This is a genomic window from Thioclava sp. ES.031 (genome assembly GCF_002563775.1).
Lineage (GTDB): Bacteria > Pseudomonadota > Alphaproteobacteria > Rhodobacterales > Rhodobacteraceae > Thioclava.
In genome coordinates this window covers 2,992,928-3,018,074 of sequence record NZ_PDJO01000001.1, presented here as the reverse complement: position 1 = coordinate 3,018,074, position 25,147 = coordinate 2,992,928, and the positions used below count along the sequence as shown (strand labels likewise).

Here is a 25,147-nt window from a genome sequence, read left to right as displayed (position 1 = left end):
TGCGGCGGAGCTACCATGGAGGTTCAAAATGCGTATCTTTCTTCTTGTTCTGCCGGCGGCGCTGAGCGTTGCCGCCTGCAACCCGACGCCCGGTCCCTATGCCAACGGCCCCTATGCCGGTCCGGCCCCCGGCACGCGCACCACCTACAGTTATGACAGCATCGAATATGGCCGCATCGTTTCGGTGCAGCCAGTCACGATGCGCCGCACCGCCGACGGCGACCAGATCGTCGGCGCGGTCACGGGCGGCCTCGTCGGCGCGGTGATCGGCCATCAGTTCGGCTCCGGCACCGGCAAGGACGTGATGACCGGCGCGGGCGCGATCGCGGGTACAATTATCGGCAGCAACATCGCCAGCCAGGGCGGCACCTACACGTCCTATGCGTGGACCGTGCGGCTCGACAATGGTGGCTCGATCACCGTCATCCAGATGTCGAACTCGTTCCGCGTCGGCGACAGGGTGAGCGTCGTGCGCAGCGGCAATCAGGTCTATCTGCGATAGGACTGGTGAGCACAGGTTCGGGTGAGGGCGCGAAGTCGTTTGCCGCCCTCACTTGGGCCTGATCCGAAGGGCGCGCAAGGCGTTCAGGATCACGGCGACGTCGATCGCCTCCTGCAAAATGGCGCCCTCCACCGGCGTGAGGTAGCCATAGGCGGCCGCGATCATGCCCAGCACCGAGAGGCCGATCCCGGCGGCGACGCTCTCGAAGGCGATCCGCCGCGAGGATGCGGCGATTTCGATGCCCGCGCGCAGTTGATCGATCCGGTCGACGAGAAGCACCACATCCGCCGCTTCGGCCGAGGCGGCGGCCCCGCGCGCGCCCATGGCGACACCCACGTCGGCTGCGGCAAGCGCGGGTGCGTCGTTCACGCCGTCGCCCACCATCATGACCGGCCCGTGCTTGCGCTCGGACAGCACGAGGAGGACCTTCTGGTCCGGTGTGAGCCCTGCGCGCAGCCCGTCGAGGCCGAGCCCCTCGGTCACGCGTTCGGCCACATCGGTCCGGTCGCCGGTGGCGAGCAGAATCCGTTCGATCCCCTCGTGACGCAGCCCGGCGAGCATGGCGCCCGCATCTTCGCGCAGCGGATCGGCCATCACCAGATGCCCGGCCATGCGCCCATCGACGGCGACGGCGACGAGAACCGCCCCGGCGGCCATCGTCGGGTGATCGCCCGGTTTGCGCCCGACGCGCGCTGCCACGAAATCGTCGCCACCGACGATGACCTTGCGCCCGTCGACATGGCCCACGACGCCTTCGCCCGCGATTTCCGCCACATCCGACGGGACGGGCAGGGTGAAGCCGCGCTCTTTCGCGGCGGTGACGATCGCCTGTGCCACCGGGTGTTTCGAGGCCTGATCGAGGGCTGCGGCGAAGCGCAGGATCTCATCCTCCTCCATCCCGTCGTGACTATCGATGGAAACGATCTGCGGGCGGCCTTCGGTCAGGGTGCCGGTCTTGTCGAGGACCAGCGTGCCGATGCGCGCCATCGTCTCGAGCGGTCCCGCGCCCTTGATCAGCACGCCGTAATGCGCCGCGCGCGAAAGGCCCGCCACCAGAGCGACCGGCACGGCGAGGATCAGCGGGCAGGGCGTGGCGACCACGAGCACGGCGACGGCCCGGATCGGGTCTCCGGTGAACCACCAGGCCGCGAAAGCGATGGCGAGCGTGACCACGAGAAAGCCCAGAGACCAGCGATCCGCCAGCCGGGACATCGGCGCCTTGGAGGCCTGCGCTTCCTCGACCAGCCGGACGATCCCGGCATAGGTACTGTCCTTCGCAGGCCGCACCGCCAACAGATCGAACGCCTCGCCTGCATTGGTCGAGCCGCTCATGATGTCGGCCGCATGCGCCAGACGTACCGGCAGAGACTCCCCGGTCAGCGCCGAGGTGTCCAGAAAGGCCGTCTCGGAGGCCAATGTCCCATCCACCGGCACCACGTCGCCTTGATGGATCAGCAGCCGATCTCCGGGGGCGATCTCGTCGAGCGGAATATCCTCCAGCCCGCCATCGCGATGCCGCGTCGCGGTCCTTGGGACACGCGAGAGCAGGTCGTGCATCTCGCGCCGGGCGCGGCCCTCGGCGAAGCTCTCAAGAAAGGTGCCGCCGGAATACATCACCGCCACGACCGCCGCGGCGAGGGTCTCGTCGAAGACGAGCGCGGCGGTCATCGAGAGTGCGGCCACGATATCCAGACCGACTTCGCCGCGTCGGAGGCTGCGGGAGATCTCAAAGACAAGCGCGGCGAGGGTGGGCACGACGCCAACGATCCAGCTGACTTTCGCCAAGGCGTCCGCGCCAGCCGCCCAGAAGGCGAGGCCCACCACCAGCGCCGCTACGGCGAGCGCGAGGAGGGCGAGTTTCAGACGGTCGGTTCCGCGCTGTTCCATCCGGTCTGCGTTCCTTCTGCTCGTCTCACGCTCAATGGCGCGTCACACCTTCCGAGAGGGATCGCGCCGTCACCGTGATAGCGCATCCCGGTGATCGGTCCAGCCTCCAATCCGGTTTCTCGGGTTTGCTTCGCTCAGCGCAGAGGCGCGCGGCTGCGATCCGGGGTGAGCACAAGCGCGATCACCGCGACGAGGCCCGCCGCGAGCATATAGAGCGCAGGCGCGGTGACCATGCCGGTCGCGGCGATGAGGCTCGTGGCGATCATCGGCGTGAGGCCCCCGAAGATGCCGAGGCCGATATTGAAGGCCACGGAATAGCCCGAGAGCCGGTCCCGCTCGGGGAACATCTCCGCGAACAGGGCGGGGCCGGAGCCCAACGGCACGGCCAACAGCAGGAAGGTCACGGCATGTGCTACGACCACGGGCAGCAATGCGCCGCCCGACACGAGCATCCACTCGTGCAGCGGCCATGCGACCAGCGCCAGCAGCCCGATCGCCAGAGCGATCCAGACCCGGCGCGGCACCCACCGGTCGCCCACGATTGCCGCCAGCGGCATCGCGGGTATCACGAGCACCGTCATCGCGGTGTTGATCAGCAGCGCGGTGTCCCGTGCCATCAAGCCCTGACCCGACAGCCATTCCGGAAGATAGACGAAGGCGATGTAGTAGCAGGTGCCGTAACTGGCCGCGAAGGCCACCGCCAGAAGCGTCTCTCTGCGGTTCGTCGTGAAGGCTTCGAGCAGGGGCGATGTCTCGTCGCGCCCCTCCTGGTGCTGTTGGAAATGCTCTGATGTGTGCAGGTTGCGGCGGATCAGGATCGCCACCGTGCCAAGGACCGCGCCGCCGAGGAAGGGCAGGCGCCACGCCCACTCCGCAAGCGTCTGCGCATCGAAGAGGTTCGTCACCAGCGCCGCCGCCCCGACCCCCAGAAGCGAGCCCGACATGGAGCCGATATTGGCCCAGCTCCCCGTCAGGCCGCGTTTCTTCAGGGGCGCGGTTTCGACAAGATATGTGGCCGAGGACGAGAACTCCCCGCCGACCGACAAGCCCTGCAGCAGCCGCACCAGAACCAGAAGCGCCGGCGCCAGAACACCGACCTGCGCATAGGTCGGCAATATGCCCAGAAACAGCGTCGGCATTGCCATCATCACGACCGAGATCTGCATCGTGCGTGCGCGCCCGTAGCGGTCGCCGAACCACCCGAACACCGCCGCGCCAAGCGGACGCATCAGGAAACCGGCCGCGAAAATCCCGTAAGTCGCGATCAGGCCCGCGGTCGGGTCGTTGGACGGAAAGAAGACCGGGGCGATGACGCCTGCAAGATAGCCGTAGAGCGCGAAGTCATACCATTCGACCACGTTACCGATGAAGCCGGCCATGATCCGGTGCCGAAGCTCTGCCGGTTTTGCTGTGCTTCCATCCGGTGCCATGGTCGAGCCTCGCGATTTTCTTTTTATCTTCGCGACATACGTAGCCTTTTCTTCGGGCCGGACGCAAATCGCGACGCCTGAAACCCAAATCGCAGGGCAGCTCCGCGCCCGGCGGTCTCACGGCATCTGCGCTACCATGGCCAGATCGAGATCCAACGCCGCGACCAATCCTTCCGGCGTGAATTCGCGCGAGAAGCTGCCGCCAAGCGAGGTCGACACGGTGAGCCGGCAAAGCGACGTGCCGAACCCTTTGCTTTCACTCTTGCCGGATCCCGCTTCGGTCACGCCGGGCTCTTTCCATGCAAGTCGGAAGCGCCCGTCCTCGATCACGGCGTCTATTTCGACGCCATGACCGTCCCGCGACAGGCCCCCATATTTCACCGAATTCGTCGCAAGCTCGAAGAGAACGAGCGTCAGGGGCGTGATCGCAGCAGGGCGCACCTGAATATCCAGAAGCGAGGTCTGGACGCTCGCCCCTTCGCTGAAGGGTTTCAGGATCGTGCTCACGAGATAGGAGAGCGGCATGCCATCGGGTTGTTCGCCCGAGGGGTCGTTCACGGTCATCGAGTTGAGAAACGCGATCGCGTGAAGGCGGCTGCGCATCTCTCTACTGAGTTGCTCTGCGCTGTCCGCCTGCCGCGCGGCGACGGCAATCAGCGACGCGGCCACCGCGAAGGCATTGCCGACCCGGTGGCGCATCTCGGACAGCAGCAGCCTTTGCTGCTCTGCCAGTTGGTGCTGCAAGGTGATGTCGCGGGCGATCTTCGACGCGCCGACGACTTGGCCATCGGCATCGCGCACCGGCGAGACGGTCAGCGACACCGGGATCGGGCTGCCATCCTTGCGCTGGCGGACCGTTTCGTAATGGGCGATCCGCTCGCCGCGCCGCAGACGGGCGATGAAATCGACCTCCTCATCCATCCGGTCGTGGGGAAAGATGATCGTGATCGGCTGACCGATGGCTTCTTGTGCCGTGTAGCCGAACAGGTTTTCCGCGCCGCGATTCCAGCTCAGGATGATGCTGTCGAGGTCCTTGGTGATAATCGCATCGTCCGAGCCTTCCACGATCGCAGCCAAATGCTGTTGGATGCTTTCTGGTGAGTCCATGACAGGTCTGGCCTCCGTGCGCTTCGGGCGACACACACATACTAAACTGTGCATATCAAGTATAGCCCATCGCGGCCGGGTCGGGTGCGCGCGCGATGGCTTTGAAAAATCACATCATTTCGCCGGGGGCAGCGGCGGCGCGCTCACGGTCGTTCCAGAACGAAATCCGGAACGATGCCGCAGGAGGCAATGGCCGCCTGCGCGTCCTCGCCATCGAAGAAGCCGTATCCCGCGATCAGGGCAGAGCGGATTCCGGTCGCCTGTGCGCCGAGAATGTCGGTGTGCAGACTGTCGCCCACCATGAGCACGCGCGCGGGATCGACCGGACCGAGACGCGCGAAGGCGATGTCGTAGATATTGGTGAAAGGCTTGCCGTAGAACTCCGGCGCCACGCCTGTCGCATCGGCGAGCCTATGCGCGAAGTGGCCCGGCTCCTGCGAGAACCCGATCTCACGGGGGGCGACAATATCGGGATTGCCGACCCAGACCGGGCGCGGGTTATCGCGGATGGACGCTTCGAGCAGGTCTTGTCGCTCTTCGGTCCAGTCCGCCGCGCCGATCAGCAGGAACCCTTCGGCTGCGTCGTAGGTGGCGCGATCCTCGGCGAGCCATGTGACGTCGAACTGATCCAGCTCGTCATCGCCTGCCGTGTCGCTCGCCATCAGCCCCCACGCGCGGGAAGGGGCGGAGCGCAGCGCCGCGACAATGGCGGTGCGGCTGGTGACGACGTCCTCGGGTGCGAAGGCATAGCCGAGCCGCGTGTATTTCCGCATCAGGCCGTCATGCGGAACACCGGCTGCGTTCGACACGACCATTACCCGCTTGCCCTGAGCTTGCAGCGCCGCGACGCGCTCGGGTGTGCCCTCGATCGCGGTTTCTCCGATATTGAGCACGCCGAACGCATCGAGCAGGAACACGTCGAACAGATCGGCAAGCTCCGAGAGGTCGCGCGCCATCTGGCTGGTCGAGATCAGGCCGGGGGAGGGCAGTCGATGGCGCGCGCGCTCATAAGCTACGAGCGCTTCCTGCGCGGTCATTGTCATCAGAGGATCGTCCCTTGCACCTTCGCCGATATCCGTTCGCTTACCACTACTGCGGCTAGGATCACCAGCAGGTTCAGGCTGGTCGGCCACTCCCGCCGTTGTCAGAGGTGTCACTTCGCGAGCAGTACCTCCACGGCGTTCTCGCGCAGCGCCTCTTTCAGATCGGCGGACGGGGCGCGGTCCGCTACCACCAAGGCGAGTGCGTCGAGCGTGGCGGCGCGGGTGAAGCCGTGAATGCCGAATTTCGACCCAAGGATTAGCAGCATGCCCGCCTTCGCCTGCGCGAGCATCACGCGCTTGATCGCGGCGAAGCCCGGAATGGTTTCGGACACGCCTTCGCACGAGAGCGCGGTCGCGCCGATCACCGCCCGGTCGACGTGATGGCGCGACAGGAATTCGAGCGTCTCTTCGCCCACGACCGCCGATTCCGTCGGCAGGTAATTCCCCGGGGCAAGGATCACCTCCGCCCCCTCGCTTCCGCCTAGAAGCATGGCGATTGGCAGCGAATTGGTGATGACGCGGCAGGGTGTGCCTGCCATGGCGAGAAACCGGGCCATCTGCTGCGTGGTGGAGCCGGAATCGATCATCAGCGTCTCGCCGGGCGCGACCTGCGCGGCGGCCATGCGCCCGATCCGCTCGCGCTCCTGAAACTGGTCGCGTTCGCGCTCGTCCAGCGTCGGATAGTGACCCGGATGGGGGCGCGAGGCCCCGCCATGCGCGCGGTCGATCAGTCCCTTCTCTTCGAGCGCATCGAAGTCGCGCCGGATCGTCTCTGTCGAGACCCCGAACCGCGCCGCGAGTTCCGAGATGCGCAGGTGGGGGCGCAGCTTCAACTCGAACAGGATCTGCTCGCGCCGGTCGCGTTTGCGCAGTCGCTGTCCCTCTTGTTTCACGCTCGCATCCATCGCTTTTCCCGAAGGTGAGAAAACTCACCAAACCTTAAAATTGATGTGGCCTATGTCGCATAAATTCAAGAAAAATGTTGCGAACCCCACATTTTGATGCAGTTTAACGAGGTAGAGCCGCGTGGCCTTGGAGGGCATCCGAAGCCGAACGCGGGATTTTGGAGAGCTTATGATCTATTTCCTGATCAATCTCGCGGGCGCGGTGGCGCTGCTGCTCTGGGCGGTTCGGCTGATCCGCACCGGGGTCGAGCGCGCCTTCATGGCCTCGCTGCGTCAGTCCCTGCGCCGCACGGCAGGCACGCGGATCAGCGCGATGGCCGCGGGGACGGGGGCGGCGATGCTGCTGCAAAGCTCGACCGCCGTCGCGATCCTGACCGCCGGTTTCGCCGCCAGCGGGACATTGGCCGCCGTGTCGGGCGTGGCGCTGGTGTTGGGCGCCGATCTGGGCTCGTCCATCGTGGCGCAAATCTTGCTCTCGCCGATCCATGTTCTGGTGCCCGCGCTACTCGTGATCGGGGTGACGCTGTTTCTCAAATCAAAAGCCCGCCGTCCGCGCCAAGCGGGGCGCATCTTCGTGGGGCTGGCGCTGGTGCTGCTCTCGCTCGGCCTGATCGGCGAGGCGACGGCGCCCCTGCGCGACAGCGAACTGGTAGACGCGGTCCTGACCCGGCTGGGCAGCGATCTCGTCTCGGCCTTCGTCCTCGGGGCCTTGCTGACATGGGCGATGCATTCCTCGATCGCGGCGGTCTTGATGTTCGTGACCTTCGCGGGCCAGGGCCTGCTGCCGGGGACGGGCGCTGCGGCGATGGTGCTGGGTGCGAACCTCGGCGGGGCGATCATCCCGGTGATGCTGACGCTGTCGGCTGATCCGATCCCGTGCCGGATCATGGTTTCGAATTTCGTCCTGCGCGGGGGCGGCGCTGCGCTGGTGCTGATCGGTCTGATGGCCTTCCCGCGTGCGCTCGACTTTCTGGGCGCGACGACGGCGCGGCAGGTGATCAACCTGCATCTGGTCTTCAACCTCGGCGTCGCGATCCTGTCGCTTCCGTTGATCCCTGCGGTGCTGCGCCTTGCCGGGGCGGTCGTGGTCGAACGCAAGGACCTGTCGCCCACACGGATCACCGCGCTCGACCAAAAGGGCTTGGGCGATCCGGGCCATGCGCTCGGCAATGCCGCGCGCGAGTTGCTGCGCATGGGCGAGCAGGTCTTGGAGATGCTGCAGCCGGCGCTCGGTCTTTTCGTTCGCTGGGATCCGGAGGTCGCCGCCCGCATCAAGCGCAACGAGAGCGAAGTCGACCGGATGCATTACGAGATCAAGCTTTATGTCGCGCGGCTCAATGAGACGCGGCTGAGCACCGAGCAATCGCGTCGCGCGATGGAGATCGCGATGGTGGCGAACCATCTCGAGGATGCAGGCGATCAGATTTCGACCAATCTCGTCGATCTCGCCCAGCGCATCCACGAACGCGGCCTGACTTTCTCGGAAGAGGGGCTGCGGGAGCTGACCGACTTCCATGACCGCGTCACCTCGAACACGCGTCTGGCCCTGAACGTTTTGATGTCGGGGGAGATCGACGATGCGCGCCAGCTGGTCGAGGAGAAAGACCGCACCCGAGCCGCCGAGGCCGATTTGCAGGCGGCTCACCTTGCCCGGCTGCGCGCGAATAACAGCGCTTCTATCGAGACCACGAATATCCATCAGGAAACCGTGCGCGCGCTGAAGCAGATCAACACGGACGTGACCTATGTCGCCTATCCTATCCTCGAACAGGCAGGCGATCTGCGGGCGACGCGCCTGACCGGGTGAGCGAAGCGGATAGGGGTGTCGGGACGTGGCTGAGGTTTGAGATCAGCTTGCCTGCCCCGATAGCTGCAGCAGTTCCTCTCGAAGCCTGAGCGCGAGCGGCGAGAGCGGGCGGCGGCGCAGGCCCAGCAGGTAATAGGACGACACCCGAAATTCTTGCTGGATGCGCAGAACCGCGAAGCCCGCGTTGACGGGCTCGCGGATCAGAAGCTGCGCGACCTCTTCCGAGACGGCGGCCACGGCGTCGCTTTGCGCGAGATAGGCGATGGTGAACAGCAGTGACGGGCTGTTCACGCAGTCGCGCGGCTCTGACAGGCCCAGCGCGGCGAAGGCTTCGAAGGTCGCCTCCCGGATCGGCGCGCCGCGCTGCTGCAGGATCCATTCGTAATCCCCCAGTTCGGTCATCGTGACGAAGGGTGAGCGGGCCAGCGGGTGATTGGCGCGCACGAGAAAGACGATTTTCTCGTCGCGCATCGGGGTGATGTCGAAAAGCTCGCTGTCGAACTCGGGCAGAACCCGGGCGAGGATGAAGTCCATCTCTCCGGCCGCGAGGTAGCCCAACAGATCGCGTGACGGCAGAACCTCCACGGAAATGTCGCTCTCGGGCGAGGCGCGTTTGACGGCGCGGATCGCGGGCACGAGATAGCCGACCGCAGGGCCGGTCACCGCGCCGATCCGCACGCGCCCGGCATGGCCGCTGCGCAGCGCCTCGATGTCGGAGCCCATGCTCTCGAGCTCGCGCAGAACGGCGCGGGCGCGGCGCAACACGGCCAGCCCGATCTCTGTCGGCTCCATCCCCTTGGGCTGCCGGGTGAACAGCGGCGCGTCGACCCGGCGCTCTACCTCGGCCAGCATCCGGGACGCGGCCGGCTGGGTCATGGCGCAGCTTTCAGCGGCGAGCTGAAGTTGCCCGGACTCCGCGACCGCCCGGATCAGGCGCAGCTGCGCCGGTTTCAGCATCAGGTGAGAAAGGGGCATATCACTTTCGGTATGCAGATTGCGTTGAATGTAATTTTATCATCATGCTCCCACATTGCTAGTGTTTCTCCCACGCCCGGTATCGGGCTGCGCGAGGAGGATCGACGGGTCGCGCACCGTCATAGGGAGGACACCATGAAAATCAAAACCGCCGCCGCAGTGCTGGCGATCGGCACCGCTTTGCTCGGTTCCGGGGCTTGGGCCGAAACCGTTGGAATCTCGATGCCGACCAAATCGTCGGCCCGCTGGATCTCTGACGGCAACTCGATGGTCGAACAGTTCCAGGCCGCAGGCTACGACACCGACCTGCAATATGCGGAAGACGATATTCCGAACCAGCTCGCTCAGGTCGAGAACATGATCACCAAGGGCGTGGACGTTCTGGTGATCGCCGCGATCGACGGCACGACGCTGTCGAACGCTCTGGCCAACGCGAAGGCCGCCGATATCAAGGTGATCGCCTATGACCGCCTGATCCGCGACACGCCGGATGTCGACTATTACGCGACCTTCGACAACTTCAAGGTCGGCGTGGAGCAGGCCAATTCGCTGGTCCAAGGGCTCAAGGAGCGTTTCCCTGACACCAAGCCGTGGAATGTCGAGCTGTTCGGCGGCTCGCCGGACGATAACAACGCCTATTTCTTCTATAACGGCGCGATGTCGGTGCTGCAGCCGCTCATCGAGTCGGGCGATGTCGTGATCCCGTCGGGGCAGATGGGCATGGATACGGTCGGCACGCTGCGCTGGGATGGTGCCGTGGCACAGTCGCGCATGGATAACCTTCTGTCGGCCAATTACACCGACAAGCAGGTGCAGGGCGTTCTGTCTCCCTACGATGGGCTGTCCATCGGCATCCTCTCCTCGCTCAAGGGCGTGGGCTACGGTTCGGGCGATATGAAGATGCCGATCGTCACCGGTCAGGACGCTGAAGTGCCGTCGGTGAAATCGATCCTCGCGGGCGAGCAATATTCGACCATCTTCAAGGATACCCGTGAACTGGCGAAAGTCACCGTGGGCATGGTCAACGCGATGCTCAAGGGCGGCGAGCCCGAGATCAACGACACCGAGACCTATGACAACGGCGTCAAGGTGATCCCGTCCTACCTGCTCCAGCCGGTGCCGGTGGACAAGTCGAACTGGGAAAAGGTTCTGATCGGCTCCGGTTACTACACCAAGGATCAGATCGAGTAAGCCGGGCCTCCCCGCCTTGCAACTCGCTGGTCGCCCTTCGGGGCGGCCAGTCCCCCCACTCGATTTGACGCCGGAGAGGTCGGATGACCACCCTTCTTGAAATGCGCAACATCACCAAGACCTTTCCCGGTGTGAAAGCGCTCGACGACGTCTCGATCGCGGTCCGTGACGGTGAAATCCACGCGATCTGCGGCGAGAACGGCGCGGGAAAATCGACCCTGATGAAAGTGCTCTCAGGCGTCTATCCCGCAGGCAGCTATGAGGGCGAGATCGTCTATGATGGCGCCGCTGCCGAGTTCCGCGACATCCGCGACAGCGAAGATCGCGGCATCATCATCATTCACCAGGAACTGGCGCTCGTGCCGCTCCTGTCGATTGCCGAGAACATCTATCTGGGCAATGAGCGCGCGCAGAGCGGCGTGATCAACTGGCAGGAAACCTTCCAGCAGACCGAGGGCCTGCTGAAGAAGGTCGGGCTGCGCGAGGCACCCGGCACGCTGGTCGACAGCCTCGGCGTGGGCAAGCAGCAGCTTGTCGAGATCGCGAAGGCGCTGTCGAAGAACGTGCGCCTCTTGATCCTCGACGAGCCGACTGCGGCGCTGTCGGAATCCGACAGTCAGGCGCTGCTGGATCTGCTGCTGGAGCTGAAGGCTCAGGGCGTCACCTCGATCATCATCAGCCACAAGCTGAACGAGGTGAAGCGCGTGGCCGACAGCGTGACCGTGATCCGCGACGGGGCCACGATCTCCACCATCGACGCGCGCGGCGGCGATCTGACCGAGGACCGCATCGTGCGCGACATGGTGGGCCGCGACATGGCGCATCGCTTCCCCGACCGGACCCGTCGCGCGGGCGAGGTGCTGTTCGAGCTGAAGAACTGGAACGTGCGCCACCCCGAACATCGCGACCGCCAGATGATCCGCGACCTGTCGATGCATGTCCGCGCCGGCGAGGTGGTCGGCATCGCGGGGCTGATGGGCTCGGGCCGCACCGAGCTTGCCATGAGCGTCTTCGGGCGCAGCTACGGGCGCGACATTTCAGGCGAGGTGCTGATCCACGGCAAGCCCGCCGATGTCTCGACCGTCGACCGCGCCATCGCGGCGGGGCTCGCCTATGTGACCGAGGACCGCAAGAGCCTCGGGCTGATCCTCGAGGAAACCATTCAGCGCAACACCACGCTGGCCAATCTCGGGGCGGTGGCGAAGAACGGCGTGGTCGAGGATTTCCGCGAAACCGAAGTGGCCGAGAAATACCGCCGCGACCTGAATATCCGCACGCCCTCGGTGTTCCAGAAGGTGATGAACCTCTCGGGCGGCAACCAGCAGAAGGTCGTGCTCGCGAAATGGCTCTTCACCGGGCCGGAGGTGCTGATCCTAGACGAGCCGACGCGCGGCATCGATGTCGGCGCGAAATACGAAATCTACGGGATCATCAATGAGCTGAGCGCGGCCGGGAAGGCCGTCATCATGATCTCTTCGGAAATGCCGGAACTTCTGGGCATGTCCGACCGGATCTACGTGATGAACGAGGGCAGTTTCGTGGGCGAGTTGAACGCCGACGAGGCCAGCCAGGAGCGCATCATGTCCTTGATCGTTAGGGAATAGGGAAAGTCATGGACCAGATCGAACAAGCGAATTCCGAGCCTTCGGGAGGCCTTGGGATCGGCGCCTATATCGCGCGCCACATCCGCGAATACGGACTGCTGTTTGCGTTGATCGCGATCATGCTGTTCTTCCAGATCGTGACGGGCGGCACGCTGCTCAAACCGGTCAACATCACCAACCTGTTCCTGCAGAACAGCTACATCATCATCATGGCGCTGGGCATGTTGCTGGTGATCGTGGGGGGCAATATCGACCTCTCGGTCGGCTCGGTCATGGGCTTCATCGGGGCCTTCGCCGCAGTGCTGATCGTGTCGATGGACCTGCCGGTCGCGGTGGCGATCCCGGCTTGCCTCGTGATGGGCATGGCGATCGGCGCGGTGCAGGGTTATTTCGTAGCCTATTGGAAAATTCCGTCCTTCATCGTGACGCTGGCGGGGATGCTGGTGTTCCGCGGGCTGTCGCTCTGGCTGCTCGAAGGCCAGTCCATCGGCCCGTTCCCGAAATCGTTCCAGGCGCTGTCGACCGGGTTCATCGCGGATCCGTTCGGTGTGGGCCGCCCGAATACGCTGGCTTTGGCGGTGGGTGTCGCCGCCGTGGTACTGCTGGTCTGGATCGGCCTGCGGGCCCGGGCGCGGGATGCGCGCTACGGGATCGAAGGCGAACCGCTTGGCCTCTTCGTGCTGCGCAACGCCATCGTCGCCGCGGCGCTGCTCTTCGTGACGTGGAAACTCGCATGGTTCCGCGGCCTGCCGAACGTGCTGCTGTCGATGGTGATCCTGACGATCATCTATGTCTTCGTGACCGAACGCACCACGCTGGGCCGCAGGGTCTACGCGGTGGGCGGCAACTCCAAAGCGGCCAAGCTGTCGGGCATCCGCACCGAGCGGCTGACCTTCCTCACCTTCGTCAATATGGGCCTGCTGGCCGCGCTCGCCGGTCTCGTCTTCGCCGCACGCCTGAACACCGCGACCCCGAAAGCAGGCTTTGCGGTGGAGCTCGACGTGATCGCGGCTGTCTTCATCGGGGGCGCCTCGATGTCGGGCGGTTCCGGCAAGATCATCGGCGCGGTTGTCGGCGCCTTCATCATGGGCGTGATGAATAACGGCATGTCGATCCTCGGGATCGGCATCGATTACCAACAGGTCATCAAGGGGCTCGTGCTGCTCGCCGCCGTCTTCTTTGATGTCTACAACAAGAACAAGGAAGCCTGAGATGTTGCTCTCGCAATTGACCCTTCCCGACGGATCGCGCGCCGTGGCCGTGCGTGAAGACGGCCCCGCACATCTGGTTCCGGGCGTCACCTCGACCCGCGATCTGGCGCTGGCCGCCATTGCCGCCGGGCACGATCTGGCGACCGAGATCGCCGCGTGCGGGCAGGGGGACGAGGTGGACCTGGAGGCCGCCTATGCCGAGGGGCGCATGCTGGTGCCGCTCGATCACCCCGATGCCGCGCATCTGCATCTGACCGGGACGGGGCTGACCCATCTGGGCTCCGCCTCCACCCGCGATGCGATGCACACCAAGGTCACCGAGGAGATGACCGACAGCATGAAGATGTTCCGCATGGGGCTGGAGGGCGGCAAGCCCGCCGCTGGCTCCGTGGGGGTGCAGCCCGAGTGGTTCTACAAAGGCAACGGTCTGGCGGCGGTCGCCCCGGGCGCTGCGCTGACCTCGCCGGGCTTCGCGCTCGACGGTGGCGAGGAACCGGAGGTCGCGGGGCTCTACGTGATCGCACCCGACGGGCAGCCGGTCCGCGTGGGCTTCGCCCTGGGCAACGAGTTCTCCGATCATGTGACCGAGCGCGGCAACTACCTGTGGCTCGCCCATTCCAAGCTGCGCCCGGCGAGCTTCGGACCCGAGATGCTGGTGGGCGATCTGCCCGAAAGCGTGGAGGGCACCAGCCGCATCCTGCGCGACGGCGAAACTGTCTGGGAAAAGCCCTTCCTCTCGGGCGAGGCGAACATGTCCCACTCCATCGCCAATCTCGAACATCACCACTTCAAATACGCGCCGTTCCGCGATCCGGGCGATGTGCATGTGCATTTCTTCGGGACCGCGACGCTCAGCTTCGCCGACGGGATCAGCGCCGCGCCGGGCGACGTCTTCGAGATCGAATGCCCACAGTTCGGTTTCGCGCTCCGCAATCCGCTCGCCCGCAATTCCGACGCGTCGGCCCCCGTGGCCGTCGCCAGCCTCTGAGGTCCGATATGGCTTTCACACCCGCCCCTTGGCCCCGCAAACTGCGCTCGCAGGAATGGTATGGCGGCAATTCGCGCGACACGATCTATCACCGCGGCTGGATGAAGAACCAAGGCTATCCGCATGACCTGTTCGACGGGCGCCCGATCATCGGCATCCTCAACACATGGTCGGATCTTACGCCCTGCAACGGCCACCTGCGCGAGTTGGCCGAGAAGGTGAAGGCGGGCATCTGGGAGGCCGGTGGCTTCCCGGTCGAAGTGCCGGTTTTCTCGGCCTCGGAGAACACCTTCCGCCCGACTGCGATGATGTTTCGCAACCTCGCAGCTCTCGCGATCGAAGAGACGATCCGCGGCCAGCCGATGGACGGCGCGGTGCTTCTGGTGGGCTGCGACAAGACCACGCCGTCGCTGATGATGGCGGCGGCGAGCTGCGATATTCCGTCCATCGTCGTGACCGGCGGGCCGATGCTGAACGGCTATTTCCGCGGCGAGCGCGTGGGCTCGGGCACGCATCTGTGGAAATTCTCCGAGGCCGTGAAGGCGGGCGAGATGACGCAGGACGAATTCCTCGAAGCCGAGGCTTCGATGTCCCGCTCCTCGGGCACCTGCAACACGATGGGCACGGCTTCGACGATGGCGAGCATGGCCGAGGCGCTTGGCATGGCGCTGTCCGGCAACGCCGCGATCCCGGCGGTGGACAGCCGCCGCCGCGTCATGGCGCAGCTTTCGGGTCGGCGCATCGTGCAGATGGTGAAGGACGACCTGAAACCCTCCGACATCATGACCAAGCAGGCCTTCGAGAACGCGATCCGCACCAATGGCGCGATCGGTGGCTCGACCAATGCGGTGGTGCACCTGCTGGCGCTGGCGGGGCGCGTCGGTGTGGATGTCACGCTCGATGATTGGGACCGTTGCGGGCGCGACGTGAAGACCATCGTGAACCTGATGCCCTCGGGCAAGTACCTGATGGAGGAGTTCTTCTACGCGGGCGGTCTGCCGGTCGTGCTGAAACGTCTGGGAGAGGCGGGGCAGCTGCACAAGGATGCGCTTACGGTCTCCGGCGGGGCGATCTGGGACGAGGTCAAGGACGTCGTGAACTGGAACGAGGACGTGATCCTGCCCGCCGACAAGCCGCTGACCGATCAGGGCGGCATCGCGGTGCTGCGCGGCAATCTCGCGCCGAAAGGGGCGGTGCTCAAACCCTCCGCGGCAAGCCCGCATCTGCTGACCCATCGTGGGCGCGCCGTCGTCTTCGAGGATATCGACGACTACAAGGCCAAGATCAACGACGACGCGCTCGATATCGACGAGACCTGCGTGATGGTGCTGAAGAATTGCGGCCCCAAAGGCTACCCGGGCATGTCCGAGGTAGGCAATATGGGCTTGCCGCCGAAAGTGCTGAAGAAGGGCATCACCGACATGGTCCGCATCTCGGATGCGCGGATGTCGGGCACGGCCTATGGCACGGTGGTGCTGCACACTTCGCCCGAGGCGGCGGCCGGTGGGCCGCTGGCGGTCGTGCAGAACGGCGACATGATCGCGCTCGACGTGCCGAACCGGAGCCTGACGCTCGAAATCTCGGACGCGGAACTGGCCGAGCGCCTAGCCAAGTGGCAGCCGAGCCATGAGCGGCCCGACGGTGGCTATGCGTGGCTGCATCAGACGCATGTGATGGGCGCGGATACCGGGGCGGACCTCGATTTCCTCGTCGGCTGCCGGGGCAACCCGGTCGGAAAGGACAGTCACTGATGAAACTCGCGCTCGTCGGCATCGGCAAGATCGCTCTGGATCAGCATGTGCCCGCACTCGCGGCCAGCCCGGATTGGGAACTGGCCGCGACGGTCTCACGGCATGGAACGGTCGAGGGGGTGCCCGCCTATACGCAGATGGAGGAGATGCTCTCCGCGCATCCCGAGATCGAAGTCGTCAGCCTCTGCCTGCCGCCCGTGCCGCGCTTTCTGGCCGCGCGCGCAGCGCTCGAGGCCGGTCGGCATGTCATGCTCGAAAAGCCGCCCGGGGCGACCTTGGCCGAGGTGCATACGCTCGAGGCGATGGCTTCTGCGCGGGGCCTCACGCTGTTCGCGACATGGCATTCGCGCATGGCCCATGCGGTGGCGGCGGCAAAGGCGTGGCTCGCGGATCGCAAGGTTCACTCGGGCCGGATCACATGGCGCGAGGATGTGCGCAAATGGCATCCCGGGCAGGACTGGGTGTTCGAACCCGGTGGCATGGGCGTTTTCGATCCGGGTATCAACGCGCTCTCGATCCTGACCGAAATTCTTCCCGCGCCGGTCCACCTGACCTTGGCGGAGCTGGAGTTTCCCGCCAACCGACAGGCCCCCATCGCCGCGCGTCTGAGTTTCACCGGCGCGATCGAGGCGGATTTCGACTGGCGGCAGGAAGGGCCGCAGACTTGGGATATCGAGCTGGACACCGATGCCGGGCCGATGGCGTTGCGCCTTGGTGGCAACGTCCTTGAGATCGGCGGCGCGAAAGCCGAGGGTGCCGAGAGCATCATGGAAGAATATCCCGCACTCTATGCCCGCATGGCGGAGCTGGTGCGGCAAGGCGCATCCGATGTGGATCTCGCGCCGATGGTGCATGTGGCCGACGCGTTCATGCTGGGCCGCCGCACCGCTGTTGAAGACTTCGAATTCTGAAGGATACCAAATGACCTATACCCCGCATGGCAAGCATCTGATCGCAGGCGATTGGGCCGAGACCGAGACGCGCTTCACCTCTGACCCGGCGCATGGGCCCTCGCATGAGTTCTGCATGGGCACGGTCGAGATGGTGAATGCCGCCTGCGAGGCGGCTGAGGAGGCGTTCTGGGACTATGGCTACTCGAGCCGCGAGACCCGCGCCAAGTTCCTCGAAACGATTGCTGACGAGATCGAGGCGCGCGGCGAGGCGATCACCGAGATCGGCACGCAGGAAAGCGGCCTGCCCGAAGCGCGCCTGAATGGCGAGCGCGGGCGTACGACCGGGCAGCTGCGCCTGTTTGCGGAGCATATCCGCAAGGGCGACTATCTGGATCGCCGCCACGACAAGGCGCTGCCCGATCGCCAGCCGCTGCCGCGCCCCGATCTGCGGATGATCCAGCGTCCCATCGGCCCGGTCGCGGTCTTCGGCGCGTCGAACTTCCCGCTCGCGTTTTCGACGGCGGGCGGCGACACGGCCTCGGCGCTGGCGGCGGGTTGCCCGGTCGTGGTGAAGGGCCATCCGGCGCATCCCGGCACCGGAGAGATCGTGGCCGAAGCGATCAAGGCCGCGGTGGAGAAATGCGGAATGCCCAAAGGGGTGTTCAGCCTCGTCCAAGGCGGCTCGCACGACGTGGGGCAGGGGCTGGTGCAGCACCCGCTGATCAAGGCGGTGGGCTTCACCGGCAGCTTGGGCGGCGGCAAGGCGCTTTATGATCTTTGCGCGCAGCGCCCCGAGCCGATCCCCTTCTTCGGCGAACTGGGCTCGGTCAACCCGATGTTCCTGCTGCCGGAAGCGATCAAAGCGCGCGGTGAGGACATCGGCGTGGGCTGGGCGGCCTCGCTGATGATGGGGGCGGGCCAGTTCTGCACCAATCCCGGCATTGTGGTCGTTCGGGAAGGCACCGAGGGCGAGAGCTTCGTGACCGCGGCCCTCGCAGCGCTCGAGGCTGGCGGATCGCAGGTCATGCTGACCGACGGTATCGCCGAAGCCTATACCAAGGGCGCCGCGCGGTTCGAGGAAGCGGGGGGCGTTCAGCAACTGCTGACGCAGGTTTGCGACCGGCGCGAGGCGAAACCCTACCTGTTCCGCGTCTCTGCGGCCGATTGGCTGGAGAACGAGGTTCTCTCTGAGGAAGTTTTCGGCCCGCTCGGGCTGATCGTGACCGTCAAGGATGACGACGAGATGGTGAAGGTCGCGCGCAGCTTCTCGGGGCAGCTGACCGCGACCCTGCATATGGATGACGGCGATGCGGCGCTGGCTGGGCGCCTTCTGCCGGTGCTGGAGCGCAAGGCGGGCCGGGTGCTCGCGAATGGGTTCCCGACCGGCGTGGAGGTCTGCGACGCGATGGTCCATGGCGGGCCGTATCCGGCGTCCACGAATTTCGGCGCGACCAGCGTCGGCACGCTCGCGATCCGGCGCTTCCTGCGGCCTGTTTGTTACCAGAACATGCCCGAGGCCCTCTTGCCCGAAGACCTGCAGGGGTGAGAGGCTTCCGCAAATTGCGGGAGGATTCATATGAGCGTGTTTGACGACAGGGTTTGCGAGCTGGGCGAGGGGCCGTTTTGGCACCCCGAGCGCAGCCAGTTCTTCTGGTTCGATATCCTGAACCGCAAGCTGCTGACGCGTGATGCCAACGGGCCGCTCGAATGGCAGTTCGAGGGCATGGCCTCAGCGGCAGGCTGGGTGGATCGCGAGCGGATGATCCTCGCGACCGAGGCCGGTCTGTCGCTGTTCGACATCGCCGAGGGCACGCTCGAGCCGCTCGTCGAGGTGGAGGCCGACGATCCGGGCACCCGCTCGAATGACGGGCGGGCGGATCGGCAGGGCGGCTTCTGGTTCGGAACGATGGGCAAAGAGGCCGAGCGCGGGCGCGGCACGATCTACCGCTATTATCGGGGCGAGCTGCGCCGTCTCGTCTCGGAGATTTCGATTCCCAACGCGATCTGCTTCACGCTCGACGGTCGCACCGCCTATTTCGCGGATACGCCCAGCCGGAAGGTCTGGTGCCAGTCGCTCGATGCGGAGGGCTGGCCCGAGGGTGAGCGTCGGCTGTTTCTCGATCTGTCATCCGAGGGCCTCTACCCCGATGGCGCGGTGGTCGATGCAGAGGGTGGCTTCTGGTGCGCGCTTTGGAGTTCGGGGCGGGTGGCGCGCTTCGATGCGGAAGGCCGCATGACCCATCATCTCGATCTGCCGGGGAAGAACAGCACCTGTCCGGCCTTCGGCGGCGCGGATATGCGCGACGTGCTGGTCACGAGCGCGCTGGAGGGCATGACCAATCCCGATGCGGATCAGGGTCTGTCCTATCTGCTGCGCGCGCCGTTCGTCGGTGTGCCCGAGCCGCGCGTAATCTTGTGAGCCCCGCCGCCCGGTGAGCCGGGCGGTGTTTGCGCGTCGGCACTGCCGGGTGAGCGCGACGGCTTATCCCGTTCCTTTTCAGTGCAAAGCAATGGCGACTCGGTATCGCTGGGACGGGCGATCGGAGGGGCGATCCGGCCTCTGCGACGGGATCGCGATGGAAAAACAGTCACAAAAAACGCCTGCTATCTGTCATTTTCTCGCGGCGATCTACACAAGGGCCGGCCGGAAAACGGCGCACCTCGCGCCGTCGCGATGTTTACGTGATCGCAAATCATCGGTGAAAGGCCCTATGGAACTTCTGTTTTCGGGGTTCCTTGCCCAAGGCGCGTCGTGAGCCAGAAGCCCCTAAAAACGCCCGATTATCACGCCCTGTCACGCAATCGCGACTGTTACATAGCTGTCAAAAAGCCCCGTCATGAGTGCACCCAGCGGACGGGACGAGTTTCGTTACCGCGTTCACAGCATCCGAATTCTGACAGCGAGGACTGTTCAATGTTCATCACCCGCCTCACCCTCACCGCCGCGATCGCCGGTGCGACGCTGGCTTCGGCCGCCGCGGTGCAGGCCGCCGACATCTCCGGCGCCGGCGCGACCTTCCCTTATCCGATCTACTCGGCATGGGCGAAAACCTACAAAGAGAAGACGGGCACGGGCCTCAACTACCAAGCCATCGGCTCGGGCGGCGGCATCAAGCAGATCGAATCCCGCACCGTGACCTTCGGCGCCTCGGACAAGCCGCTGGGCGGCGACGAGCTGAAAGAGAACACGCTGGTTCAGTTCCCGACCGTCATGGGCGGCATCGTCCCGGTCGTGAATGTTGACGGCATCAAGCCGGGCGAGCTGGTTCTCGACGGCGAGACGCTGGCGAAGATCTACGAAGGCAAGATCACCAAGTGGAACGATCCGGCCATCGCCAAGCTCAACGAAGGCGTGAAGCTCCCCGACGCGGCGATCGCCGTTGTTCACCGTTCGGACGGTTCGGGCACCACCTTCAACTACACCTATTACCTCGCCTCGGTCGACGAGACCTGGAAGAACGACATCGGCGTCTCGACCGCTGTCGAATGGCCGGTGGGTCTTGGCGCCAAGGGCAACCAGGGCGTGGCTGCGAACGTCGATCAGACCAAGAACTCGATCGGCTATGTCGAATATGCCTACGCGCTGCAGAACAACATGACCTACACGGACATGATCAACAAAGCAGGCAAGAAAGTCGCGCCGAAGGCCGAAGCCTTCGCCGCAGCCGCCGCCAATGCCGACTGGTCGAGCCAGCCGGGCTTCGGCGTCATCCTCGCCAACCAGCCGGGCGACAAGACCTGGCCGATGACCGCGGCGACCTTCATCCTGATGCACAAGGATGCCAAGGACGGTGCGGCTTCGACCGAAGCGCTGAAGTTCTTCGACTGGGCCTATGCGAACGGTGGCGACGCTGCCGCCAAGCTGGACTACATCCCGATGCCCGAAAACGTCGTGGCTCAGATCAAGAAAGAATGGGGTCAGATCAAAGGCAAGGACGGCAAAGCTGTCTGGTCGATGAACCACTGATCCTTCTTTCCATAAACACCTACGGGGGAGGGCTGCATCTGCGGCCCTCCCTTTCTGCGATTTTCAGTGGAGTGCGCGATGACGGCGACAAGCGATTACGACAGCGGCGTGAAGAGCACGCGCCCGGTGGCCCAGTCCGACCGGATATTCGGCTCTTTGACGCTGGCCGCTGCGGTGGTGGTGCTGCTGGTTCTCCTGGGCGTGTTCGCCTCGCTCGTCATGGGGGCGTGGCCGGCGTTTAAGGAATACGGGCTGCCGTTCCTGTGGACCGCGAAATGGAACCCGGTGACCGACAAGTTCGGCGCGCTGGCGCCGCTTTACGGCACGGTCGTCACCTCGATCATCGCGATGGTCATCGCGGTGCCGGTGGGGCTTGGCATCGCGATCTTCCTGACCGAGACCTGCCCGCGCGTGTTGCGCCGCCCGCTGGGGATCGCGATCGAGCTGCTCGCGGGCATTCCCTCGATCATCTACGGCATCTGGGGTCTCTTCGTCTTCGCGCCCTTCATGCAGAGCTATATCCAGCCCTTCCTGATCGACACGCTGGGCCATGTCCCGGTGATCGGCACTCTCTTCGCGGGCCCGCCCTACGGGATCGGGATGCTGACCGCGGGGCTGATCCTCGCGATGATGATCCTGCCCTTCATCGCCTCGCTCGCGCGCGACATCTTCCAGACGGTGCCGCCGATGCTGCGTGAAAGCGCCTATGGCATGGGCATGACCCGCTGGGAGGTGAACCGCCATATCGTGATCCCGCATGTGCGCACCGCGCTGGTGGGCGGCATCATGCTGTCGCTTGGCCGCGCGCTGGGCGAGACGATGGCCGTGACCTTCGTGATCGGCAACGCGCATCGCATCTCGGGCTCGATCCTCGCGCCGGGCACCACGATCTCGGCCGCGATCGCCAACGAATTCACCGAGGCCACGACGCCGATCTACACCTCGTCGCTGATCGCGCTGGGCCTCGTTCTGTTCATCCTCACCTTCATCGTTCTTGCCGCAGCCCAGTGGATGCTCAAGCGCATGAAGCAAAAGTCGGGAGCGTAAGACATGGCTTCGATGACCCGTAGAAAGACCGTCAACGCGGTGATGATGACGCTGTCCACGGGGGCGGCGGCGCTCGGCCTCTTCGTGCTGGCCGTGATCCTGCTCTACCTGCTCTACAAGGGGGCGAGCGCGCTGAACCTTTCCGTCTTCACGCAAGACACGCCCTCGCCGATGGAGCCGGGGGGCTTGCGCAATGCGATCCTAGGCTCGGTGATCATGTCCGTCATCGCGGTGGCGATCGGGACGCCGATCGGCATCCTCGCCGGCACCTACATGGCCGAATACGGGCGCTATGCGAAGCTGTCGAAGGTGATCCGCTTCGTGAACGACATCCTGCTGTCGGCGCCTTCGATCATCGTGGGTCTCTTCGTCTATCAGGTGCTTGTCGTCAGCCTCGGGCATTTCTCGGCGCTTGCGGGCTCGGTCGCGCTGGCGATCCTCGTGATCCCGATCGTCGTGCGCACCACCGAGGACATGCTGCGCCTCGTGCCCGACCAGCTGCGCGAGGCGGGGCTTGCGATGGGCTGGCCGCGCTGGATCGTGATCCGCACGGTCGCCTACAAGGCGGCGATGGCGGGGATCGTGACCGGCGTGCTGCTGGCCATCGCCCGGATTTCGGGCGAGACCGCGCCGCTTCTCTTCACGGCGCTCAGCAATAACTTCTTCAGTCTCGATCTGACGCAGCCGATGGCCTCGCTACCGATCACCATCTTCCAATTCGCGCTCTCGCCCTATGACAACTGGCAAGCCCTTGCCTGGGCAGGCGCGCTTCTCATCACCGTCGCGGTGCTGGCGCTGTCGATTGTCGCCCGCCTCGTCACCTCCAAGAAGGAGAAACACTGATGGATACCCTCATTCGCGACCGCTCGCCGATGACCTTCGACGGGGTCGATCCCGCGCCGAAACCGCGCATCTCGATCAAGAACCTCGATTTCTTCTACGGTGATTTCAAAGCCCTGAAATCGATCAATCTCGACCTGCCCGAGAACCGCGTGACCGCCTTCATCGGTCCGTCGGGTTGCGGCAAGTCCACGCTCTTGCGCGTGCTCAACCGGATGTATGACCTCTATCCGAAGCAGACCGCGACGGGGGAGGTGCTGCTCGACGGCGAGAATATCCTTGGCAAGAAGGTCGATCTGAACCGGCTGCGTGCGAAAGTGGGCATGGTGTTCCAGAAACCCACGCCCTTCCCGATGACGATCCACGAGAATATCGCTTTCGGCCTGCGCCTCGCGAATTACGCGAAATCCGAGATCGACGACCGGGTGCAGGCGGCGCTGAAGGGGGCGGCGCTCTGGGACGAGGTGAAGGACAAGCTGCAAAGCTCGGGCCAGTCGCTCTCGGGCGGCCAGCAACAGCGTCTGTGTGTGGCGCGCACCATCGCGGTGGAGCCGGAGGTGATCCTGCTCGACGAGCCTGCTTCGGCGCTCGACCCGATCTCGACCGGCAAGCTGGAAGAGACGATCCACCAGCTCAAGGAGCAGTTCACCATCGCCATCGTCACCCACAATATGCAGCAGGCGAGCCGCGTCTCCGACCGCACCGCCTTCATGTATCTGGGCGAGCTGATCGAAGAGGGCGAAACCGCGCAGATCTTCACCCGCCCGCGGGTCGAGCGCACCTCGGATTACATCACCGGGCGGTTCGGCTGAGCCAACTGCCGCCTTGTTCTTGCGTGGTCGCGGGCTTAGAACGCGGCCAGTATTCAGCGGAGTGGTGACATGGCTTTGAACAGACGGCGTCTTCTGCAACTCGGCGCGGCTTCGATGGCGCTGGCGGCCAGCCCGCGCGGTGCGATGGCGGCGTTCGATCCCAAGCCCACGGGCTGGCGCAGTTTCGAGCTGGTCACCAAAGTCAGCCTGCCCGGCGGTGGCGAGACCGCGCAGCTTTGGCTGCCGGTGCCCTCCGTGCATGGCGACGGCTGGATGAAGCCCGGCGCGGTGAATTGGAAGAGCGGTGCGGACGAGGTGCAGATCGTGAACGCGTCCGACACCGGCACGCCGATGGTGCATGCGGTCTGGGGCGCCTCCGACGGCCCGCGCGAGCTGACCCTGACCGCGCAGGCCCAAACGCAGGATTTCGTCGTCGATCTGAGCAAACCGGGCGACGTGGCGCCGCTGGACGAAGTCGAGCGTGCCCGCTTCACCGCCGCGACGAAGCTGCTGCCGACCGACGGGATCGTGAAGCAGACCGCCGACTCGATCATCCGCGGGAAGACCGGCGATCTGGCGAAAGCCCGTGCGATCTACGAATGGATCGTCGAGAACACCGTGCGCAATCCGAAGACGCCGGGCTGCGGGTTGGGCGATATCGCCTTCATGCTGACCTCGGGCGATCTGTCGGGCAAATGCGCCGATCTCAACGCGCTCTTCGTCGGGCTGGCGCGCGCCGCCGGTCTGCCTGCGCGGGATGTCTATGGCATCCGCGTCGCGCCCTCGCGCTTCGGCTACAAGAGCCTCGGTCTGAAATCCGACGATGCCACTGGCGCGCAGCATTGCCGCTCGGAAGTCTGGCTGAGCGGCTTCGGCTGGGTGCCTGCCGACGCGGCCGATGTTCGCAAGGTGATGTTGCAGGAAGGCGAGGGGCATCTGGGCCTCAAAGACCCCAAGGTGGTCGATGTGCGTGCGAAGCTCTTCGGGGCATGGGAAGGCAACTGGATCGGCTATAACTACGCGCATGACGTGGATCTGCCGGGCTCGGACGGGCCGGAGCTGCCCTATCTGATGTATCCGCAGGCCGAGATCGACGGCAAACGCCGCGACTATCTCGACGCCAAGGACTTCACCTATCAGATCACCGCGCGCGAATTGTCCGCCTGAGGCGGTCTTTGCCCGTATCG

21 protein-coding genes are annotated in these 25,147 nt (G+C 65.0%); 15 read left to right on the top strand and 6 right to left on the bottom strand.

Annotated features, from left to right (window positions below):
* Positions 1-28 precede the first annotated feature (28 nt).
* Positions 29-502 carry a glycine zipper 2TM domain-containing protein gene (locus AXZ77_RS14415; protein ID WP_098411684.1) on the top strand — a complete coding sequence of 158 codons (474 nt, stop codon included), beginning with the start codon at positions 29-31 and terminating at the stop codon, positions 500-502.
* Positions 503-550: 48 nt separating this feature from the next.
* On the opposite strand, the gene AXZ77_RS14410 is transcribed toward AXZ77_RS14415, so the two are convergent.
* From AXZ77_RS14410 to AXZ77_RS14390, 5 genes are all read right to left on the bottom strand, one after another.
* Entirely contained in the window at positions 551-2,389 is a 1,839-nt protein-coding gene (locus tag AXZ77_RS14410) for a heavy metal translocating P-type ATPase (RefSeq protein WP_098411683.1), read from the bottom strand.
* 134 nt (positions 2,390-2,523) lie between these two features.
* A complete protein-coding gene (locus tag AXZ77_RS14405) occupies positions 2,524-3,819 on the bottom strand; it encodes an MFS transporter (RefSeq protein ID WP_218000490.1) in 1,296 nt (431 codons plus the stop codon).
* Between the two features lie 117 nt (positions 3,820-3,936).
* On the bottom strand, positions 3,937-4,926 hold the full coding sequence (locus AXZ77_RS14400) for a PAS domain S-box protein (RefSeq protein ID WP_176536050.1): 990 nt from the start codon (positions 4,924-4,926) through the stop codon (positions 3,937-3,939).
* 143 nt (positions 4,927-5,069) lie between these two features.
* The gene (locus AXZ77_RS14395) at positions 5,070-5,969 is read right to left on the bottom strand and encodes an HAD-IIA family hydrolase (protein ID WP_369679781.1); all 900 of its coding nucleotides are present in this window, start codon (positions 5,967-5,969) and stop codon (positions 5,070-5,072) included.
* A 110-nt stretch (positions 5,970-6,079) separates the two neighbouring features.
* Positions 6,080-6,862, bottom strand: coding sequence for a DeoR/GlpR family DNA-binding transcription regulator (locus AXZ77_RS14390; protein WP_255266511.1), 783 nt, complete (start codon positions 6,860-6,862; stop codon positions 6,080-6,082).
* Between the two features lie 181 nt (positions 6,863-7,043).
* Between AXZ77_RS14390 and AXZ77_RS14385 the strand changes: the two genes are divergently transcribed.
* Positions 7,044-8,681: a Na/Pi cotransporter family protein gene (locus AXZ77_RS14385; protein ID WP_098411678.1), complete on the top strand. Its 1,638-nt coding sequence runs from the start codon at positions 7,044-7,046 to the stop codon at positions 8,679-8,681.
* Between the two features lie 42 nt (positions 8,682-8,723).
* Here AXZ77_RS14385 and AXZ77_RS14380 read toward each other — a convergent pair whose 3' ends face one another.
* A complete protein-coding gene (locus tag AXZ77_RS14380) occupies positions 8,724-9,656 on the bottom strand; it encodes a LysR family transcriptional regulator (RefSeq protein ID WP_098411677.1) in 933 nt (310 codons plus the stop codon).
* A 135-nt stretch (positions 9,657-9,791) separates the two neighbouring features.
* Here AXZ77_RS14380 and chvE point away from each other — a divergent pair, with 135 nt between their 5' ends.
* The 13 genes from chvE to AXZ77_RS14315 all read left to right on the top strand — a co-directional run bounded on the left by chvE (position 9,792) and on the right by AXZ77_RS14315 (position 25,127).
* The gene (gene chvE, locus AXZ77_RS14375; RefSeq protein ID WP_098411676.1) at positions 9,792-10,847 is read left to right on the top strand and encodes a multiple monosaccharide ABC transporter substrate-binding protein; all 1,056 of its coding nucleotides are present in this window, start codon (positions 9,792-9,794) and stop codon (positions 10,845-10,847) included.
* An 83-nt stretch (positions 10,848-10,930) separates the two neighbouring features.
* Entirely contained in the window at positions 10,931-12,451 is a 1,521-nt protein-coding gene (mmsA, locus tag AXZ77_RS14370) for a multiple monosaccharide ABC transporter ATP-binding protein (RefSeq protein WP_098411675.1), read from the top strand.
* Positions 12,452-12,459: 8 nt separating this feature from the next.
* Positions 12,460-13,662: a multiple monosaccharide ABC transporter permease gene (mmsB, locus tag AXZ77_RS14365; protein ID WP_098411674.1), complete on the top strand. Its 1,203-nt coding sequence runs from the start codon at positions 12,460-12,462 to the stop codon at positions 13,660-13,662.
* A 1-nt stretch (position 13,663) separates the two neighbouring features.
* Positions 13,664-14,650 carry an AraD1 family protein gene (gene araD1 / locus AXZ77_RS14360; RefSeq protein WP_098411673.1) on the top strand — a complete coding sequence of 329 codons (987 nt, stop codon included), beginning with the start codon at positions 13,664-13,666 and terminating at the stop codon, positions 14,648-14,650.
* Between the two features lie 8 nt (positions 14,651-14,658).
* Positions 14,659-16,401, top strand: a complete 1,743-nt coding sequence (araD, locus tag AXZ77_RS14355) for an L-arabinonate dehydratase (protein ID WP_098411672.1) — start codon at positions 14,659-14,661, stop codon at positions 16,399-16,401.
* Entirely contained in the window at positions 16,401-17,312 is a 912-nt protein-coding gene (locus tag AXZ77_RS14350) for a Gfo/Idh/MocA family protein (protein WP_098411671.1), read from the top strand. Before araD ends, AXZ77_RS14350 begins: the two co-directional genes overlap by 1 nt.
* A gap of 10 nt (positions 17,313-17,322) precedes the next feature.
* A complete protein-coding gene (locus AXZ77_RS14345; RefSeq protein WP_098411670.1) occupies positions 17,323-18,840 on the top strand; it encodes an aldehyde dehydrogenase (NADP(+)) in 1,518 nt (505 codons plus the stop codon).
* Positions 18,841-18,864: 24 nt separating this feature from the next.
* A complete protein-coding gene (locus tag AXZ77_RS14340; protein WP_098411669.1) occupies positions 18,865-19,713 on the top strand; it encodes an SMP-30/gluconolactonase/LRE family protein in 849 nt (282 codons plus the stop codon).
* 495 nt (positions 19,714-20,208) lie between these two features.
* Complete coding sequence (pstS, locus tag AXZ77_RS14335) at positions 20,209-21,261, top strand: phosphate ABC transporter substrate-binding protein PstS (RefSeq protein ID WP_098411668.1); 1,053 nt, start codon at positions 20,209-20,211, stop codon at positions 21,259-21,261.
* 78 nt (positions 21,262-21,339) lie between these two features.
* Positions 21,340-22,308, top strand: coding sequence for a phosphate ABC transporter permease subunit PstC (pstC, locus tag AXZ77_RS14330; RefSeq protein WP_078570087.1), 969 nt, complete (start codon positions 21,340-21,342; stop codon positions 22,306-22,308).
* A 3-nt stretch (positions 22,309-22,311) separates the two neighbouring features.
* Complete coding sequence (gene pstA / locus AXZ77_RS14325; protein ID WP_098411667.1) at positions 22,312-23,151, top strand: phosphate ABC transporter permease PstA; 840 nt, start codon at positions 22,312-22,314, stop codon at positions 23,149-23,151.
* Between the two features lie 29 nt (positions 23,152-23,180).
* A complete protein-coding gene (gene pstB / locus AXZ77_RS14320) occupies positions 23,181-23,960 on the top strand; it encodes a phosphate ABC transporter ATP-binding protein PstB (protein WP_075776999.1) in 780 nt (259 codons plus the stop codon).
* 69 nt (positions 23,961-24,029) lie between these two features.
* On the top strand, positions 24,030-25,127 hold the full coding sequence (locus AXZ77_RS14315) for a transglutaminase-like domain-containing protein (RefSeq protein ID WP_098411666.1): 1,098 nt from the start codon (positions 24,030-24,032) through the stop codon (positions 25,125-25,127).
* Positions 25,128-25,147 lie beyond the last annotated feature (20 nt).

Bases quoted from the DNA above. Each gene is read 5' to 3' on its own strand.
- pstS (WP_098411668.1), top strand. From the start codon at position 20,209: ATGTTCATCACCCGCCTCACCCTCACCGCCGCGATCGCCGGTGCGACG.
- AXZ77_RS14395 (WP_369679781.1), bottom strand. From the start codon at position 5,969: ATGACAATGACCGCGCAGGAAGCGCTCGTAGCTTATGAGCGCGCGCGC.
- mmsB (WP_098411674.1), top strand. From the start codon at position 12,460: ATGGACCAGATCGAACAAGCGAATTCCGAGCCTTCGGGAGGCCTTGGG.
- AXZ77_RS14350 (WP_098411671.1), top strand. From the start codon at position 16,401: ATGAAACTCGCGCTCGTCGGCATCGGCAAGATCGCTCTGGATCAGCAT.
- AXZ77_RS14345 (WP_098411670.1), top strand. From the start codon at position 17,323: ATGACCTATACCCCGCATGGCAAGCATCTGATCGCAGGCGATTGGGCC.
- AXZ77_RS14410 (WP_098411683.1), bottom strand. From the start codon at position 2,389: ATGGAACAGCGCGGAACCGACCGTCTGAAACTCGCCCTCCTCGCGCTC.
- AXZ77_RS14405 (WP_218000490.1), bottom strand. From the start codon at position 3,819: ATGGCACCGGATGGAAGCACAGCAAAACCGGCAGAGCTTCGGCACCGG.
- pstB (WP_075776999.1), top strand. From the start codon at position 23,181: ATGACCTTCGACGGGGTCGATCCCGCGCCGAAACCGCGCATCTCGATC.
- chvE (WP_098411676.1), top strand. From the start codon at position 9,792: ATGAAAATCAAAACCGCCGCCGCAGTGCTGGCGATCGGCACCGCTTTG.
- AXZ77_RS14380 (WP_098411677.1), bottom strand. From the start codon at position 9,656: ATGCCCCTTTCTCACCTGATGCTGAAACCGGCGCAGCTGCGCCTGATC.
- araD1 (WP_098411673.1), top strand. From the start codon at position 13,664: ATGTTGCTCTCGCAATTGACCCTTCCCGACGGATCGCGCGCCGTGGCC.
- pstA (WP_098411667.1), top strand. From the start codon at position 22,312: ATGGCTTCGATGACCCGTAGAAAGACCGTCAACGCGGTGATGATGACG.
- pstC (WP_078570087.1), top strand. From the start codon at position 21,340: ATGACGGCGACAAGCGATTACGACAGCGGCGTGAAGAGCACGCGCCCG.
- AXZ77_RS14385 (WP_098411678.1), top strand. From the start codon at position 7,044: ATGATCTATTTCCTGATCAATCTCGCGGGCGCGGTGGCGCTGCTGCTC.
- araD (WP_098411672.1), top strand. From the start codon at position 14,659: ATGGCTTTCACACCCGCCCCTTGGCCCCGCAAACTGCGCTCGCAGGAA.
- AXZ77_RS14315 (WP_098411666.1), top strand. From the start codon at position 24,030: ATGGCTTTGAACAGACGGCGTCTTCTGCAACTCGGCGCGGCTTCGATG.
- mmsA (WP_098411675.1), top strand. From the start codon at position 10,931: ATGACCACCCTTCTTGAAATGCGCAACATCACCAAGACCTTTCCCGGT.
- AXZ77_RS14415 (WP_098411684.1), top strand. From the start codon at position 29: ATGCGTATCTTTCTTCTTGTTCTGCCGGCGGCGCTGAGCGTTGCCGCC.
- AXZ77_RS14400 (WP_176536050.1), bottom strand. From the start codon at position 4,926: ATGGACTCACCAGAAAGCATCCAACAGCATTTGGCTGCGATCGTGGAA.